The following is a 14,091-nucleotide window of genomic DNA, read 5'->3' as shown; positions in this document are numbered from 1 at the left end:
CGAGGGGCGCCTGCACAAGCCCCCGGCGCGCAACGCAGGCAGCCCTACAGCATCGCCTCCGCCTGCGCCAGCAGCTTGCCCAGCGCGAGCTCCATCACCGCGCGCTCCTGGGGGGAAAGCGCGGACATCAGCGTCTCGTGCCGGCTGGAGGCGATCCGCATGATCTTCTCAAACAGCGGCTTGCCCTCGGCGGACAGCGAAATGAGCACCGCGCGGCCGTCGGTGGGGGATGGCTCGCGCCTGACCAGGCCTTGCTTGATGAGGTGATCGGCCGCGCGGCTGGCCTGGCTTTTGTCCAGGTTGGCGAAGCGCGCAAGGTCGATGACCAGGAAGGGGCCGAACTCGCCGATGGCGGCGAGCGTCCTGGCTTCGCTAAGCGACAGGCCTAGCGCTTCCGAATAGGCCTGCGCGATGCCGCGGTCGAACTGCTTGACGATGCGGTGCAGGCGGTACGTGGCGAAGTCGGAGAGGGACAGCTTGGGGCTCGTCATGATGCGCGGCCCGGCGTGTTGTCCGCCTCCGTGGCTTCGAAGCTGTGCGAGACCTCATCGAGCAATCGCGTCGCATCGGCAAAGCCGGCATGGCGGCTGAGCGCCAGCAGCGCCACGCGGGCCAGGTAGAGCGGCGTGTTTTGCTCGCCGAGCGCGGTCATGCGGTAGCACATCGCCGTGTAGATTTCATCGAGTTCGGTCGGGCTCATGGTCGTTTGCATAGGGTTCTCCGGCTTAGTCAATCTGCATGGCAAGGGCGATGGCGTTTCGCACATCGCCGGCGCGGGCTTGTCGCCAGCGGCCGCTGACGTAGCCATCCGGGCGGACCAGGTAGAGCGTACCGTCGACGCCGTCCAGTGCGCGCCGCACGGCATCCTGTGGGTCGGCCAGCCGTCCCGCCGCGGGCGCCGTGCCCGCAATCAGGTGGCAATCCAGTTCGACGCCGCTGTCGCAAAGCTGGCGCAGCCCGGGCACGGCGTCGTCCAGATCCTGGCCGGCGCCGGCGAAGCAAAACGCGGTGAAGCCTTTGCCGATGCAGCGGACCAGCGAAGTCGGCGTGCCGTGCGGGCCGACCAGCGGCATGTCAGGCAGCGTGGCGCCCGGCGCCGGACCGGCCTTGAAGGCAGGGTCGTCCGTCGCGGCAATGGGCGAGTCGGCAAAGACCGCCGGACTGGTCTGGCGCGGGTTGATCAGCGAGCGCAGTTCCGCGTGCGCCGCCGATAGCCCCAGCACGGCTTCACGCATCAAGGCAAAGGCAGGCGAGGGCGGGGCCATGAACTCCGTGCTCTTCGCGCCGAAGCGCATGTTCTCGCGCGCCGCCGCCACACGCTCCGTGGAGTAGGAGGGCAGCAAGCCGGGGGAGGCCTTGCCGCGCACGGCAAGGGCAAGCTTCCAGGCGAGGTTGAAGGCATCGTCGAAGCCGCTGTTCAGGCCGCGCACGCCAAAGATGGGCACCAGGTGCGCGGCGTCGCCGGCAAAGAGCGCGCGGCCGTGCACGTAGCTATCCAGCGTGAGGCACTTCGCGTTGTAGATCGAGATCCACAGCGGCGCCCAAGGCGCGGTCACGCCCATCATCTTGAGGTGGCTCGCCACGCGCGGCAGCACATTCTCCGGCTTGACGGCCTGCTCCGCATCCTCGTGCTCGCCGACCTGGTAGTCGATGCGCCACACCTGGTCCGGCTGCTGGTGCAGCAAGATGGTGGAGCCGGGGTTGGACGGCGGATCGAACCACGCCAGCCGCTCGACCTCGCGCGGGGCGTCGATGGCGATATCCACGATGACGTAGCGGCCCTCGTACTGCATGCCGCGCAACGACAAGCCTAGCGCATCGCGCACGGCGCTGCGGCCGCCGTCGGCTGCCACCAGCCAGTCCGCGCGCACGGTGTAGGCATGGTCGCCCGCGGCTACTGCCAGCGTCACGCCCTTGCTGTCTTGCGTGACGGCGGTAACGCGGTTCTGCCAGCGGATTTCGATCAGGTCCGGGTAGCGGGCGATGGCGTCGAGCAGGTATTGCTCGATGTAGTACTGCTGGATATTGACCATGGGCGGAAAGACCTGCCCGGGCTCGTGCGGCATGGTGAAGTGCAGCACCTGCTCGTTGCGGTAGTAGCTGCGGCCGCCCGCCCAGGCGAGGCCTTTGTCCAGGACCGGGGCGGCCACCCCGAGCGCATCGAGGATTTCCAGCGAGCGCCGGGAGATGCAGATGGCCCGGCTGCCTTCACAGGTGCCGTCGTCCGCCTCCAGCACCACGCTGGGGATGCCGTGGCGGGCCAGGGCCAGCGCCACCGCCAGCCCGACCGGCCCGCCGCCGGCGATGACGACCTGGCGCGGAGAATCCGTGCCGCCGGGGTGCAGCACCGGCAGGGATGCGGCGTGCGCTTCGCGCTGGTACATGTCTTGTCTCCTGGTTGTGTGCGCAACCAGTTCAAGATAGTCCAATTTGGTTGCGTACGCAACCAAATTACCTGGGCCCGATCAGAATTCCACCATCGCAAAGTCTTCCTTGCCCACGTCGCACAGCGGGCAGCGCCAGTCGTCGGGGATGTCTTCCCAGCGGGTGCCGGGTGCGATGCCGTCTTCTGGAAGGCCCGCGGCTTCGTCATAGACCCAGCCGCAGATGATGCACACCCATTGCTTGAACGCGTCGGTGGCAGCGGATGCGGCCTTTGCCGCGACGGGGGCTTCCGGCTGCGCGGCGGGCTTCTCTTGTTCTGGCTCGTCCAGGCTGAAGACAAGCGGCGCCGCCGTGGCTTCGCCGCTGGGCGCCAGGCGCGCCTGCAACAGGGCAAGCAGCGCCTGCGCCTCTTCCGTGGTCAGGTCGATCCAGTACGGATCGCCTGCGCCGTCGTTCAGGCGCTTCGGGGAAAACTGGATCTCTACTGCGGTGCCTTTCTTGTACATGCGATCAGGGGGCGGGGTCTTTGGTTTTTGTGCAGGTAAGGATTAGACAGGAAAAAGCACGCTGGCGAGCCATTGCTGGAAATCGGCTACCACGTCGGCGGTCAGCTCATGGCCAATGGGGTAGCGCCGCGACCGATGCGGCACGCCCAGCGCGTCCAGCCACTGGTCCGCGCGCTCGGCCCACGCGACGGGCAGCTTGTTGTCGAGTTCGCCATGCGCGATAAAGGCCGATAGCCCGGCAAGGGCCTCGCGCGGGGCGAGGTGCGGCTCGATCTCCGGCAGGATGCGCCCGCTCAGCACCGCAAAGCCGGCCACGTCAGCCGGCGCGCTCAGGCCAACGCTGGCGCTGAGGATGCCGCCCTGGCTGAAGCCGGCGATCACCGTGCGCGCGGGCAGGGCGCCATCCTGCGCATGGAGGGCGCGGACGAAGGCAATCAGCTGCTGGCGGCTGCGCTCCGCCTGGGCTGCGTTGATGGCGGGCGCGCCACCGGCGAAGCTGACCTCGAAAAAGCCATGCTGGCCGGGCCCGAAGGTGAGCGGGCCTTGCACCAGCACCACTTCCACGCGCGGGTCGATACGGGTGGCCACTGGCGCGAGGCTGGCCTCGTTGCTGCCTACGCCGTGCAGCAGCAGGAGCCGCGCGGCAGGGGCTGCGGCCGTATCCGCTTGCGCCCTTCGCAAGCGATAACGCAGGCCGGTCGCGGGATCTTCGGCCAACGGGCCGATTTCATTGCGGGTGGTGTTCATATCGTCTCGCGTGGCTGTGAGCAAGGGATCAGACAAGGGATCAGGGGATCAGGGGATCAAGGGATCAAGGGATCAAGGGATCAAGGGATCAAGGGATCAAGGGATCAAGGGATCAAGGGATCAAGGGATCAGGGGATCAGGGGATCAGGGGATCAGGCCGCAATGGGCTGCGCGGCTAGCGGCCGGAACTGGCCAAGCACATACGATTCCATCGACAAGATCCCGTAGGTGATGCCGCCGTCGATCACCGCCAGCGGCTCGCCCGCTTCGGCCGCGCCGATGGCCACCAGCAGCGGCAGGAAGTGCTCGTCGGTCGGGTGCGCGCGCTGTGCGTGCGGGGCCAGCCGGCGGTAATCGATCAGCGGCTGCGAGTCGCCGGTGCGCATGGCGCTGCGCACCGCCTCGCGCACCCACTGCGTGAATGCTGCCACGTACGGGGCATCACCGCCGCCATGGCCGCGGAATTCATGGAGGTTGTGCGTCATGCTGCCGGAGGCGACGATCAGCACGCCCTGCTCGCGCAGCGGCGCCAGCGCACGGCCCAGCGCCAGCGCGCCGGCCGGGTCCAGCGGCTGTGGCAGCGACACCTGGAACACCGGCACCTGCGCATCGGGATACAGGTGGCGGATCGGCACCCAGGCGCCGTGATCCAGGCCGCGCTGCGGATCCAGCCCGGCGTTGAACCCGGCCTGCGCCAGCAGCGCCACCGCGCGCTCGGCCAATGCCGGATGCCCGGCCGCCGGGTAGCGGATCTCGTACAAGGCACGCGGGAAGCCGCCGAAATCGTGGATGGTCTCGGGCTGCGCGCTTGCCGTCACGCGCACGCCGCCGCGCGTTTCCCAGTGGGGCGAGACCACCAGCACCGCCTTGGGCACCGGCAGCGCGCGGCCCAGCGCGGTGAGCTGCGGGCCGGCCAGGCCCGGCTCGATGGCGAAGGTGGGCGCGCCATGGGAGACAAACAGAACGGGAAGTGCGGTAGACATCTCGGAATCTCCGGTCGCCACGGGAAAACCCGCGGCGTGCAACGACATAGGGAACCTTGCTAGTCTATTGATTCATGTGGTGGCGATAAACTGCCTTAAGTGTGATATATAGTCCCGATTATCGAGACAATAAGCCGGAGCCGAGGCAACCCCGTGGACCGTGCCCTGGAAATGACCGTATTCACCGCCGTGGTCGACGCCGGCAGCTTTGTCGGCGCGGTCGAGGGCCTGCGCATGTCCAAGGCCGCGGTCTCGCGCCATGTGGATGCACTGGAACAGCGCCTGGGCGTGCGTCTGCTGCAGCGCACCACGCGCCGGCTGTCGCTGACCGAGGAGGGGCGCATTTTCTACCAGCGCGCACGCGAAGTGCTGGCGGCGCTGGACGATGCCGAGTCCGAGATCACGTCCCGCACGCAGGAGCCCAGCGGGCTGATCCGTATCAACGTGCCGCTCACGTTTGGCATCTTGCACCTCGCGCCGCTCTGGAGCGCTTTCATGGCAGCGTATCCGCAGGTTGATCTCGATATCACGCTCAATGACCGCGTGGTGGACCTGGTCGACGAAGGCTACGACCTTGCCGTGCGCATTGGCGACATGCCAAGCTCCGCACTAATCAGCCGCAAACTGGTCGCAACCCGCATGGTGCTATGCGCGTCGCCTGGCTATCTCGCGCAGCACGGCGCGCCAACCCATCCGCATGAACTGGCCGAGCACCGCGTGCTGGCCTACACCAACTGGTCCGGGCGCGACGAATGGCAGTTCGATGGCCCGCACGGCAAGGTCAGCGTGAGCACCCGCGCCCGGGTGTACTCCAACAATGGCGACACGTGCCGCGCGATTGCGCTGGCGCATGGCGGCATCATGCTGCAGCCGAGCTTCATGCTCCAGGACGACTTGCGGCGCGGTGACCTGGTGGAACTGATGCCCGAGTTCCGCGCGATCGAGATCGGCGTCTACGCCGTGTATCCGACGCGCAAGCAGTTGCCGCTCAAGGTGCGCCGGCTGGTGGATTTCCTGGTGGAGGCGTTTCGGGATGTGTCTTGGGGTTAGGGCGTAGGGGGTAGGGGGGGCGGATGAGGCGGGAGCTGCGCGAAAGCTAGCGCAATGCCATGTGTGTGTAGTATTTTGCAAAAAGCTAAATTAGCTAGCTAATACCTTGGCTAGCAGAGCAACTAGCAAAGAAACTGACAGAGCAACTGACAGAGCAACGGGATAAGGGAGTCTATAAGGCATGGCAACTAACACGAAGGGCAAGGCGCTGACGATCACCAATCCGGCTTGCCTGGTCGACGGCTCGGATAGTGAGTTCCGGCACCTGGTAAGCGGCCTGCTGCCGTTTGCCGCCCGCCTGCTTTCCGTGCGCGACGGGTTCGGCAGCCTGATCGGCCTGACGGGCGTCCAGTACTCCTTGATACGGTCCATTGCACATCTCTCGCAACAGGGCGAAGTGACGGTGAACCAATTGGCGGAGCATCTTCATTTGAGCGGGCCATTCGTTACCGTCGAAACCGGCAAGCTCAAGAAGCTCGGGCTGATCGACAAGAAAGCCCACCCCGAAGACAAGCGCAAGATGCTGCTCACGGTAGCTGTGGCTGGCTCCCGGCTCCTGAATGAGCTGACTCCCGTGCAGCAGCGCATCAACGACGTCCTCTTCGAGGGCGTCACCCGCACGGAGTTCAAGGTGCTGTGCTCGGTAGTGGATCGCCTTGTTGTCAACGGGGATCGCGCCGCGCTCGATCTGGCGCATCTTCTGGCGCGGCAGCAAAAAGCGTGACCGTTCACCCCAAGGCGCGCCGCGGCTAGCTTGGTCAGTGGGCCGCCCACTTGATAGCGCCGATGTCGATGCCTTCGCGATGCATGTCCCACAGCGGGCTGAGGTGGCGCAGCTTTGTGACGGTGGCCAGCAACATCTGAATCACTTGCTCCACTTCCGCCAGGGTCGTGTACCGCCCGAGCGTAAAGCGAATCGAGCTGTGCGCCAGCTCGTCGCTGCGCCCTAGTGCGCGGAGCACGAAAGACGGCTCAAGCGACGCGGATGTACAGGCCGAGCCGGAGGAAACAGCCACGCCCTTGATGCCCATGATCAGGGACTCCCCCTCAACGAAGTTAAAGCTGACATTGAGGTTATGGGGAATGCGACTGGCCATGCTGCCGTTGACATAGACCTCGTCGAGTTGCCTGAGCCCGGCCAGCAGCCTGTCCCGCAGGCCTGCAACCCGGCGCGATTCCTCGGCTAGTTCCAGCCTGGCGATGCGGAAAGCCTCACCCATGCCGACAATCTGGTGCGTTGCCAGCGTACCGGATCGCATGCCCCGTTCATGCCCGCCGCCGTGCATCTGCGCCTCGATGCGCACGCGCGGCTTACGCCGGACGTAGAGCGCGCCGATGCCCTTGGGCCCGTACACCTTATGCGCGGTCACGGTCAGCAGGTCGATCTTGAGCGCCTCGAGATCGATGGGGATCTTGCCGGCGGCCTGCACGGCGTCGCAATGAAAGAGGATGCCCTTGGCCCGGCATAGCTCGCCAATCTCGGCAACCGGCTGGATGACGCCAATCTCGTTGTTGACCATCATCACGGATACCAGGATGGTGTCGGGACGCAGCGCCGCGCGCAGGGCGTCAAGGCCTAGCAAGCCATCCTCCCCGACGTCGAGGTACGTGACCTCAAAGCCCTGGCGCTCCAGCTCACGGCAAGTGTCGAGCACCGCCTTGTGCTCGGTCTTGACCGTAACGATGTGTTTCCCCTTGCCGCTGTAGAAATGGGCCGCGCCCTTGAGCGCCAGGTTGTTCCCTTCCGTCGCGCCTGACGTCCAGACGATCTCGCGGGGATCCGCATTCAGCAGTGCCGCAACCTGCTCGCGCGCCGTCTCCACGGCCTGTTCGGCATGCCATCCGTAGCGATGGCTGCGTGAAGCGGGATTGCCAAAGTGCTGGTACAGGAACGGCACCATCTTGTCGACAACGCGAGGGTCGACAGGCGTGGTGGCGCTGTAGTCCATGTAGATGGGGGCCGCAGTGGGTTCGCCTTGCATTGCTTTGTTCTCCTGAATCGTGTCGATGCACCTGTTTCCCTGCGGGGAGCAGGGTCCGTCACAGGGTTTGTGTTGGTTCAAATACCGTTCAATAGTAGCATTTATTAATACGTAAGTTACAAAGATAAATGGATGTTGAGCGCGCTTGCGCCCGCGTGCGGGCACGGCAGGGCATCCAGGCTTCGGCGCACTGAGAGCGCCAACACCGCAGGCACCATCCAAGGGTTTTCACCAGCTTGAATTGCAAACTCCAATAGCATTCAATACTACCTAAGTTACAAAGGTAAAAAACAAAGACAAGTGAGCGATGGGTCGTGTTGGAATGATCCGCGGCTCGGATTCTGTACAGGAGGGATGATGGCCGAAACCTATGCAAAGCGCGAAGTGGATTCCGAGGCTGGTGCCGATGAGCAGCGCCGCTTCAGAAGCACGCTCGCCATGTTCGCCACCGGAGTGGCCGTGATCACCGCGCCCCGGAAAGAAGGGGTACCGGTTGGCATCACGGTGGCGTCGTTCAACTCGGTCTCGCTCGATCCGCCCCTGATCTTGTTCTCGGTGGATCGGCGTTGCCTGAGCCTGGAGGATCTTTGTTCCACCTCCCGGTACGCCGTCAACGTGCTCGAGGAAGGCCAGCAAGACATTTCCAACCGTTTTGCCAAGGCGAACTCTGGCAAATGGGATGGCATCGGCTTGGCGGCGCAGGGTGGCGAAGCCCCGGTGCTACTGCCGGATGCGCTCGCCACGTTCGAGTGTGAGCCATATGCGCAACATGACGGTGGCGACCACGTCATCTTCATCGGACGCGTCATTCGCCATCAGGCCCGGCCCGACGGCAGGCCACTGGTCTTTTTCGGAGGCAGGTATCGCGCGCTCGAAAAGTCGCCTGCAGCCCCCGTGTGAATCAACAACCGCTACGTATTTAGGAGAGAAGACATGGTCAAGACTGGTAGCCAGCATATCGAGATGCTGCGTGACGGCAGAGAGGTCTACCTCGACGGCAAGCGCGTGACGGATGTCACCACGCACGCCGCCTTCCGGAACTCGATCCGGAGTTACGCAAACCTCTACGACTTTCAGGCACGCCCGGAGAACATCGAGAAGATGACATTCGAGTCGCCGGACACCGGCGACCGCGTGAGCCGGATCTGGCAACTGCCGCAGAGCTATGACGACCTGGTCCAGCGCCGGATGGCGCTTGAGGCCTGGACCGAACTGCACTATGGCTTCATGGGCCGCTCGCCGGATCACGTGGCGTCCTGCATCTCCGGCATGTATATGGGGATCGACGTCTTCGAGCAGCATGACCGGGCGCGGGCCGGCGCCCTGCGCGAGTACTACAAGTACGCCCGGGACAACGATCTCTTCCTGACGTACGTCATCGTCAACCCGCAAGCCAACCAGTCGAAGGCGGCGCACGAGCAGGAGGACAAATACCTGGCCGTAGGCATCGTCGACCAGGATGCCGAAGGCATCACGGTGCGCGGCGCAAAGATGCTGGCCACCAGCGGCATCATGGCCAACGAGGTGTTCTGCAGCTGCATCCAGCCCTTGCGCGAGGGCGACGAGATGTACGCGCTGTCGTTCGCGGTGCCCATGAACATCAAGGGCCTGAAAGTCATGTCGCGCAAGTCGTACGAAGCCAACGCGACTTCGGTGTTCGACAACCCGCTGTCGAGCCGCTACGACGAGAACGATGCGGTGCTCTACTTCGACGACGTCAAGGTGCCATGGGAGCGCGTCTTCATCGCGGGCGATGTCGGCATGTGCGCCAAGCAGTTTCATGCCACGCCGGCCCATAGCTACCAGAACTACCAGTGCCAGGTAAGGCTGATGGTGAAGCTGCGCTTCCTGGTAGGCATCGCGCAGAAGATCACCGAGATCAACGGCACCAACGGCTTCCCGCAGGTGAGGGAGATGCTGGGCCAGCTCGCCGCCGAGGCGGGGATGGTGGAGGCCTTCGTCTATGGCATGGAATCCAAGGGGCGCATGGAGCGGGGCTACTTCATGCCGGACCGCAACCTCCTGTACGGCTCGCAGGTGATCACCCAGCAGCTCTACGCCAAGGTGCTCAATACCCTGCGCGAGCTGGCGGGCGGCGGGATGATCATGCTGCCGTCGAGCCTTCGCGATTTCGAGAACCCGGAACTGGCCAGGATCATCGAGAAGACGCAGAAATCTTCGGCCTGCAGTCCGGAGGAGCGCGTCAAGTTCTTCAAGCTGGCATGGGATGCAGTGGGGTCCGAGTTTGCATCGCGCCACAACCAATACGAGATGTTCTATGCGGGCGCGGGCTTCGTGACCAAGGGCCACACCTATCGGACCTACGACTGGAAGAAGGCCACCGGCCTGGTCGACAACATCCTGGACAGCTATTCGCTCAGCGCGGAGCTGGGCCAGTTGGCACGCGCCGCCTGAGCGGGTAGCGGTGCTCTGACATTCATTGCCACACACGGAGATAACCATGGCGATCAACAAGCTTCACGATGAGTTCCACACCATCGACCTGGCGAGCGGCTGGGAGGTGCCTGCGGGCTATCCCGCGGGCATCCAGCAAAAGATCCTGTCCGGCTCGCTCGATGAAAGCGGCGGCCGCGGCAGCCGCACCCGCCTGCTGCGCTTCCAGCCCGGTGTATTCACTACCGCGCCGTTCGTGCATCGCTACTGGGAGGAGGTGTATCTGCTCAGCGGCGACCTGACCGTCGGCAACGACGAACAGGGCGAGGGCGGGCAGGCGTTCGATCCGCACACTTATGCATGCCGTCCGCCGGGCGCCTTCCACGGGCCCTTCAAGTCGAACGCGGGTTGCATGTTGCTGGAAATCCACTACTTCGACCCGGCCTGATCATGCTGGCGACCGTGGATTCCGTGATGCGCCAGCTCTCTGCGGGCACCGCCGACGCGGCGTCCTTGCTGGCGGGCTGTGTCGAGCGCGCCTGCAATCCCGGCGGGGAGGGCGAGCGCGTCTTCCCGCACGGCGTGAGCATGGCCGCGTCGAAGCAGGCCAGGGCAAGCGACATGTTGCGCGGGCAGGGCGTGGCCGGGCCGCTGTCGGGCTTGCCGATCTCGGTCAAGGACCTGTTCGACGTGCAGGGCGACGTCACGCGGGCCGGTGCGTGCGTGTTGCCTGAACAGGTTGCCACGGCGGATGCGCTCGCCATTGCACGGTTGCGCGCGGCTGGCGCGGTCTTTGTCGGGCGCACCAACATGACGGAGTTCGCGTATTCCGGGGTTGGCATCAATCCGCACTACGGCACGCCTCGCAATCCGTTCGAGCGTGGGGTTGGCCGCATTCCCGGTGGTTCCTCGTCCGGGGCCGCGGTGTCAGTGACGGACGGCATGGCCGTGGCCGCGATCGGCTCGGATACGGGCGGCTCGTGCCGGATTCCCGCAGCGCTTTGCGGCATTGCGGGGTTCAAGCCCACGGCGCGCCGGGTGCCGCTGCAGGGAACGGTACCGCTGTCGCCCAGCTATGACTCGATCGGCGGCCTGGCGCGCACGGTTGCCTGCTGCGCCGCGCTCGACCGGGTCATGGCGGGCGAGCCAGATGAGCCGGTGGCAGCGCGTCCGGTGCGTGGCCTTCGGCTGGCCGTGGCAAGGAACGTAGTGCTCGACGGGCTTTGCGCCGAGGTGGCCAGCGCCTATGAGCGTGCGCTCGGGCGGCTGGCCGCAGCGGGCGCCGTGCTGCGCGACGTGGCCTTCCATAGCTGGGACCCGTTGCCGGAACTGAGCATCAACGGTGGCCTGGTGGCGGCGGAGGCAAGCGCGTGGCATGCCGAACGGGTTGCCGCGCTGGGCGATCGCTATGACCCGCGTGTGCTGTCGCGTATCCGCATGGGCGAGCAGCAGAGCGCCGCGGACTACCTGCGCACGCGCGCCCGGCGGCTGGCGTTGTGCCGGGAGGCGCAAGGCGAAATGCAGGGGTTCGACGCCGTGGTGCTGCCGACCGTGCCAATCGTGGCGCCACGCATTGCCGATCTGGCCGATGACGCTGCGTTCTTCAGTGTCAACCGGCTGTTGCTGCGCAACCCCGCCATCGCCAATGTGCTCGACCTGTGCGCCGTGAGCATGCCGTGCCATGAGGCGGGCGATGCGCCGGTCGGGTTGATGCTGTTCGGGCCGCCCATGGCGGACCGGCAACTGCTCGGCATCGGCATGGGCATCGAGGAAATCCTGCGCAGCCACGAGATGTAGGCGCTCTATGGCCGCCTTGTAGCCGCATTATCCGCCGACAAAACCTTGTCGCGGCTTCTAGCAGTCCAGCAATGGAGAGGAGAGAACATGTTTCGCTTTCGATTCAAGCCAGTGTTCCTGGCTGGCACGATGTTGGGGTTTTCGGCGATTGCCGCGGCACAGCCGGGCAAGATCAGCGACGGCGTGGTGAAGATCGGCGTCCTGACGGATATGTCGTCGATTTTTTCCGATATCGGCGGGAAAGGGTCGCTGGTGGCGGCGCAGATGGCGGTGGACGATTTCGGCGGGAAGGTGCTGGGATCCGATATCAAGGTGGTTAGCACCGACCACCAGAACAAGACCGACGTGGCCGGCACCATCGCGCGCGACTGGTTCGACAACCAGAAGGTCGACGTCATCCAGGACGTCTTGCCGTCCTCGGTAGCGCTCGCGGTGTCCAACCTGGGCAGGGACAAGCACAAGCTGGTGATTGCCAGCGGCGCCGGCACGACAAGGCTGACCAACGAGGATTGCTCGCCTTACACCATCCAGTATTCCTACGACACCTATGCCTTTGCGGCCAATACGGTAAAGGCGCTGGCAAAAGGGGGCGACAACAGCTGGTACTTCCTGACGGTCGACTACGCGCTGGGCGCATCCCTGGAGAAAGACGCGACGGACGCCCTGGCCTCGGTAGGCGGGAAGATCGTCGGCAAGGCGAAGCATCCCATCAATTCCCCCGACCTGTCGTCCTACCTGCTGCAAGCCCAGGCGTCGGGCGCCAAGGTGATCGGCCTGGCCAATGCCGGCAGCGATACCGTCAACGCGCTGAAAACCGCCCGGGACTTCGGCATTGGCGGCGCAGGAAAGCAGAAGCTGGCGGGCCTGCACATGTTCATCAGCGACATCCATAGCCTCGGCCTGCAAGCGGCGCAAGGGATGATGCTCACCACCTCGTTCTATTGGGACCGCGATGACGCGGCCCGCGCGTGGTCGCAGCGCTTCTTCGAGAAGACCCGGAAGATGCCCACGCTCGTGCAAGCCGGCGTGTACTCGTCAACGATGCACTACCTGAAGGCGGTCCAGGCCGCGGGGACAGACGAGACCGATGCGGTGGTGGCGAAGATGAAGGCCAGTCCCATCAACGATTTCTTTGCGACCAATGGAAAGATCCGTGCCGACGGATTGATGGTGCATGACATGTACCTCGTCGAGGTCAAGAGCCCGCAGGAATCCCGGAAACCTTGGGACTACTACAAGATCAAGCAGGTCATTCCAGCCAGCGAGGCGTTCCGGCCCATCGCTGCCAGCAAGTGCGCCTTGCTCAAGAAATAACGATTCGCAACCACGGAGACATCATCATGCTGACATTCGATATCGAGACACGCACCGGCAGGTGGCAGCGCGTTGTGACCGTCAAGCAGCTCGTCATCGCGGGCTGGACGGGTAGGGATGCCGACGCAATGGAAAAACACATCCGCGAGCTCGAAGCACTGGGCGTCAAGCGGCCAGCGGCGACCCCGGTCTTCTACCGGGTTGCGGCGCAGCGGCTGCAATCGCAGCCAGCGATCCAGGTCAGCGGAAATGCCAGCAGCGGCGAAGTGGAGTTCCTGCTGCTCAAGGACCAGGGCGAGATCTATGTTGGCATTGCCTCGGACCACACCGACCGGGAGGTGGAGACCTATGGCATCACGGTGTCCAAGCAGATGTGCGACAAGCCCTGCGCGCAAGTGCTATGGCGCCTGGCCGACATCGTCAAGCACTGGGACCAGCTTATCCTGCGCGCCTACGCGACCATCGACGGCGAGCGCGTGCTGTATCAGCAGGGGCCGGTGACGGCAATGCGTTCGCCCCAGGACCTGCTCGACAGGTTTGCGGAGCACGGCGGCAGTTTTGACGACGGTACCGCCATGCTGTGCGGCACGCTGGCGGCCATTGGCGGCATCCGGATGGCGGATCGCTTCGAGATCGAACTGGAGGATCCGGTTCTCGCCCGCTCGCTGCACCACGCGTACGCGGTCGAAACGTTGCCCGTCCACGGCTAGGGCTGCTGGCCGGATCCGCTGGCCGGATCCGCCTGCCAGACCCGTATTCCCGATGCATGCCAAAAGCGACAAAGCGATGCACCACGAAGATTCCATACTAGAAACGCACAGCCTGACCAAGTCGTTCCGCGGCTTCACCGCCGTGTGCGACGTCAACCTCAAGGTGCGGCGCGGCTCCATCCATGCCTTGATCGGCCCCAACGGCGCCGGCAAGACCACCTGC

Annotated in this window: 16 protein-coding genes; 9 read left to right on the top strand and 7 right to left on the bottom strand. The window is 64.8% G+C overall.

Annotation, left to right across the window (positions count from 1 at the left end; all coding sequences use genetic code 11):
• Positions 1–44: 44 nt before the first annotated feature.
• The 6 genes from AC1RQC_RS29840 to AC1RQC_RS29815 form a co-directional block, all read right to left on the bottom strand.
• Positions 45–491 carry a MarR family winged helix-turn-helix transcriptional regulator gene (locus AC1RQC_RS29840; RefSeq protein ID WP_492370607.1) on the bottom strand — a complete coding sequence of 149 codons (447 nt, stop codon included), beginning with the start codon at positions 489–491 and terminating at the stop codon, positions 45–47.
• Positions 488–712: a hypothetical protein gene (locus AC1RQC_RS29835; RefSeq protein ID WP_492814961.1), complete on the bottom strand. Its 225-nt coding sequence runs from the start codon at positions 710–712 to the stop codon at positions 488–490. Before AC1RQC_RS29835 ends, AC1RQC_RS29840 begins: the two co-directional genes overlap by 4 nt.
• 13 nt (positions 713–725) lie before the next feature.
• Positions 726–2,384, bottom strand: a complete 1,659-nt coding sequence (locus AC1RQC_RS29830; protein WP_492814959.1) for an FAD-dependent monooxygenase — start codon at positions 2,382–2,384, stop codon at positions 726–728.
• 81 nt (positions 2,385–2,465) lie between these two features.
• Positions 2,466–2,891 (bottom strand): rubredoxin, encoded by a 426-nt coding sequence (locus AC1RQC_RS29825; RefSeq protein ID WP_492370604.1) that lies wholly within the window; start codon positions 2,889–2,891, stop codon positions 2,466–2,468.
• 42 nt (positions 2,892–2,933) lie between these two features.
• The gene (locus AC1RQC_RS29820) at positions 2,934–3,638 is read right to left on the bottom strand and encodes an alpha/beta hydrolase (RefSeq protein WP_492885493.1); all 705 of its coding nucleotides are present in this window, start codon (positions 3,636–3,638) and stop codon (positions 2,934–2,936) included.
• A gap of 152 nt (positions 3,639–3,790) precedes the next feature.
• Positions 3,791–4,621 carry a dioxygenase family protein gene (locus tag AC1RQC_RS29815; protein ID WP_492814955.1) on the bottom strand — a complete coding sequence of 277 codons (831 nt, stop codon included), beginning with the start codon at positions 4,619–4,621 and terminating at the stop codon, positions 3,791–3,793.
• A 153-nt stretch (positions 4,622–4,774) separates the two neighbouring features.
• On the opposite strand from AC1RQC_RS29815, the gene AC1RQC_RS29810 reads away from it, so the two are divergent.
• Both AC1RQC_RS29810 and AC1RQC_RS29805 read left to right on the top strand, forming a co-directional pair.
• Positions 4,775–5,671: a LysR family transcriptional regulator gene (locus tag AC1RQC_RS29810; RefSeq protein ID WP_458763698.1), complete on the top strand. Its 897-nt coding sequence runs from the start codon at positions 4,775–4,777 to the stop codon at positions 5,669–5,671.
• A gap of 181 nt (positions 5,672–5,852) precedes the next feature.
• Positions 5,853–6,395, top strand: coding sequence for a MarR family winged helix-turn-helix transcriptional regulator (locus tag AC1RQC_RS29805; RefSeq protein WP_174428383.1), 543 nt, complete (start codon positions 5,853–5,855; stop codon positions 6,393–6,395).
• Between the two features lie 34 nt (positions 6,396–6,429).
• Here the strand turns inward: AC1RQC_RS29805 and AC1RQC_RS29800 are convergent, their stop codons facing one another.
• Positions 6,430–7,653 carry an IscS subfamily cysteine desulfurase gene (locus tag AC1RQC_RS29800; RefSeq protein WP_492814951.1) on the bottom strand — a complete coding sequence of 408 codons (1,224 nt, stop codon included), beginning with the start codon at positions 7,651–7,653 and terminating at the stop codon, positions 6,430–6,432.
• Between the two features lie 354 nt (positions 7,654–8,007).
• Here AC1RQC_RS29800 and AC1RQC_RS29795 point away from each other — a divergent pair, with 354 nt between their 5' ends.
• The 7 genes from AC1RQC_RS29795 to AC1RQC_RS29765 form a co-directional block, all read left to right on the top strand.
• Complete coding sequence (locus AC1RQC_RS29795) at positions 8,008–8,553, top strand: flavin reductase family protein (RefSeq protein WP_492376713.1); 546 nt, start codon at positions 8,008–8,010, stop codon at positions 8,551–8,553.
• A gap of 33 nt (positions 8,554–8,586) precedes the next feature.
• Complete coding sequence (locus AC1RQC_RS29790; RefSeq protein WP_492376714.1) at positions 8,587–10,068, top strand: 4-hydroxyphenylacetate 3-hydroxylase family protein; 1,482 nt, start codon at positions 8,587–8,589, stop codon at positions 10,066–10,068.
• Between the two features lie 46 nt (positions 10,069–10,114).
• Positions 10,115–10,495 carry a cupin domain-containing protein gene (locus tag AC1RQC_RS29785; RefSeq protein WP_416048339.1) on the top strand — a complete coding sequence of 127 codons (381 nt, stop codon included), beginning with the start codon at positions 10,115–10,117 and terminating at the stop codon, positions 10,493–10,495.
• 2 nt (positions 10,496–10,497) lie between these two features.
• The gene (locus tag AC1RQC_RS29780; protein ID WP_492885490.1) at positions 10,498–11,844 is read left to right on the top strand and encodes an amidase; all 1,347 of its coding nucleotides are present in this window, start codon (positions 10,498–10,500) and stop codon (positions 11,842–11,844) included.
• A 129-nt stretch (positions 11,845–11,973) separates the two neighbouring features.
• Complete coding sequence (locus AC1RQC_RS29775; RefSeq protein ID WP_492376716.1) at positions 11,974–13,158, top strand: ABC transporter substrate-binding protein; 1,185 nt, start codon at positions 11,974–11,976, stop codon at positions 13,156–13,158.
• A 26-nt stretch (positions 13,159–13,184) separates the two neighbouring features.
• Entirely contained in the window at positions 13,185–13,868 is a 684-nt protein-coding gene (locus tag AC1RQC_RS29770; protein ID WP_416048341.1) for a DUF2848 domain-containing protein, read from the top strand.
• Positions 13,869–13,944: 76 nt separating this feature from the next.
• Positions 13,945–14,091 (top strand): ATP-binding cassette domain-containing protein (locus AC1RQC_RS29765; protein WP_492376717.1); only part of this gene is annotated, 147 nt, incomplete at its 3' end.

The sequence above is a fragment of the Cupriavidus sp. GW822-FHT03E04 genome, from assembly GCF_058801495.1.
The sequence above is the reverse complement of the archived record's forward strand: the minus strand, read 5'-3'. Positions and strand labels throughout refer to the sequence as shown.

Excerpts from the sequence above, each read along its gene's own strand:
- AC1RQC_RS29840 (WP_492370607.1), bottom strand. The coding sequence starts at position 491 with ATGACGAGCCCCAAGCTGTCCCTCTCCGACTTCGCCACGTACCGCCTG.
- AC1RQC_RS29835 (WP_492814961.1), bottom strand. The coding sequence starts at position 712 with ATGCAAACGACCATGAGCCCGACCGAACTCGATGAAATCTACACGGCG.
- AC1RQC_RS29830 (WP_492814959.1), bottom strand. The coding sequence starts at position 2,384 with ATGTACCAGCGCGAAGCGCACGCCGCATCCCTGCCGGTGCTGCACCCC.
- AC1RQC_RS29825 (WP_492370604.1), bottom strand. The coding sequence starts at position 2,891 with ATGTACAAGAAAGGCACCGCAGTAGAGATCCAGTTTTCCCCGAAGCGC.
- AC1RQC_RS29820 (WP_492885493.1), bottom strand. The coding sequence starts at position 3,638 with ATGAACACCACCCGCAATGAAATCGGCCCGTTGGCCGAAGATCCCGCG.
- AC1RQC_RS29815 (WP_492814955.1), bottom strand. The coding sequence starts at position 4,621 with ATGTCTACCGCACTTCCCGTTCTGTTTGTCTCCCATGGCGCGCCCACC.
- AC1RQC_RS29805 (WP_174428383.1), top strand. The coding sequence starts at position 5,853 with ATGGCAACTAACACGAAGGGCAAGGCGCTGACGATCACCAATCCGGCT.
- AC1RQC_RS29800 (WP_492814951.1), bottom strand. The coding sequence starts at position 7,653 with ATGCAAGGCGAACCCACTGCGGCCCCCATCTACATGGACTACAGCGCC.
- AC1RQC_RS29795 (WP_492376713.1), top strand. The coding sequence starts at position 8,008 with ATGATGGCCGAAACCTATGCAAAGCGCGAAGTGGATTCCGAGGCTGGT.
- AC1RQC_RS29790 (WP_492376714.1), top strand. The coding sequence starts at position 8,587 with ATGGTCAAGACTGGTAGCCAGCATATCGAGATGCTGCGTGACGGCAGA.
- AC1RQC_RS29785 (WP_416048339.1), top strand. The coding sequence starts at position 10,115 with ATGGCGATCAACAAGCTTCACGATGAGTTCCACACCATCGACCTGGCG.
- AC1RQC_RS29780 (WP_492885490.1), top strand. The coding sequence starts at position 10,498 with ATGCTGGCGACCGTGGATTCCGTGATGCGCCAGCTCTCTGCGGGCACC.
- AC1RQC_RS29775 (WP_492376716.1), top strand. The coding sequence starts at position 11,974 with ATGTTGGGGTTTTCGGCGATTGCCGCGGCACAGCCGGGCAAGATCAGC.
- AC1RQC_RS29770 (WP_416048341.1), top strand. The coding sequence starts at position 13,185 with ATGCTGACATTCGATATCGAGACACGCACCGGCAGGTGGCAGCGCGTT.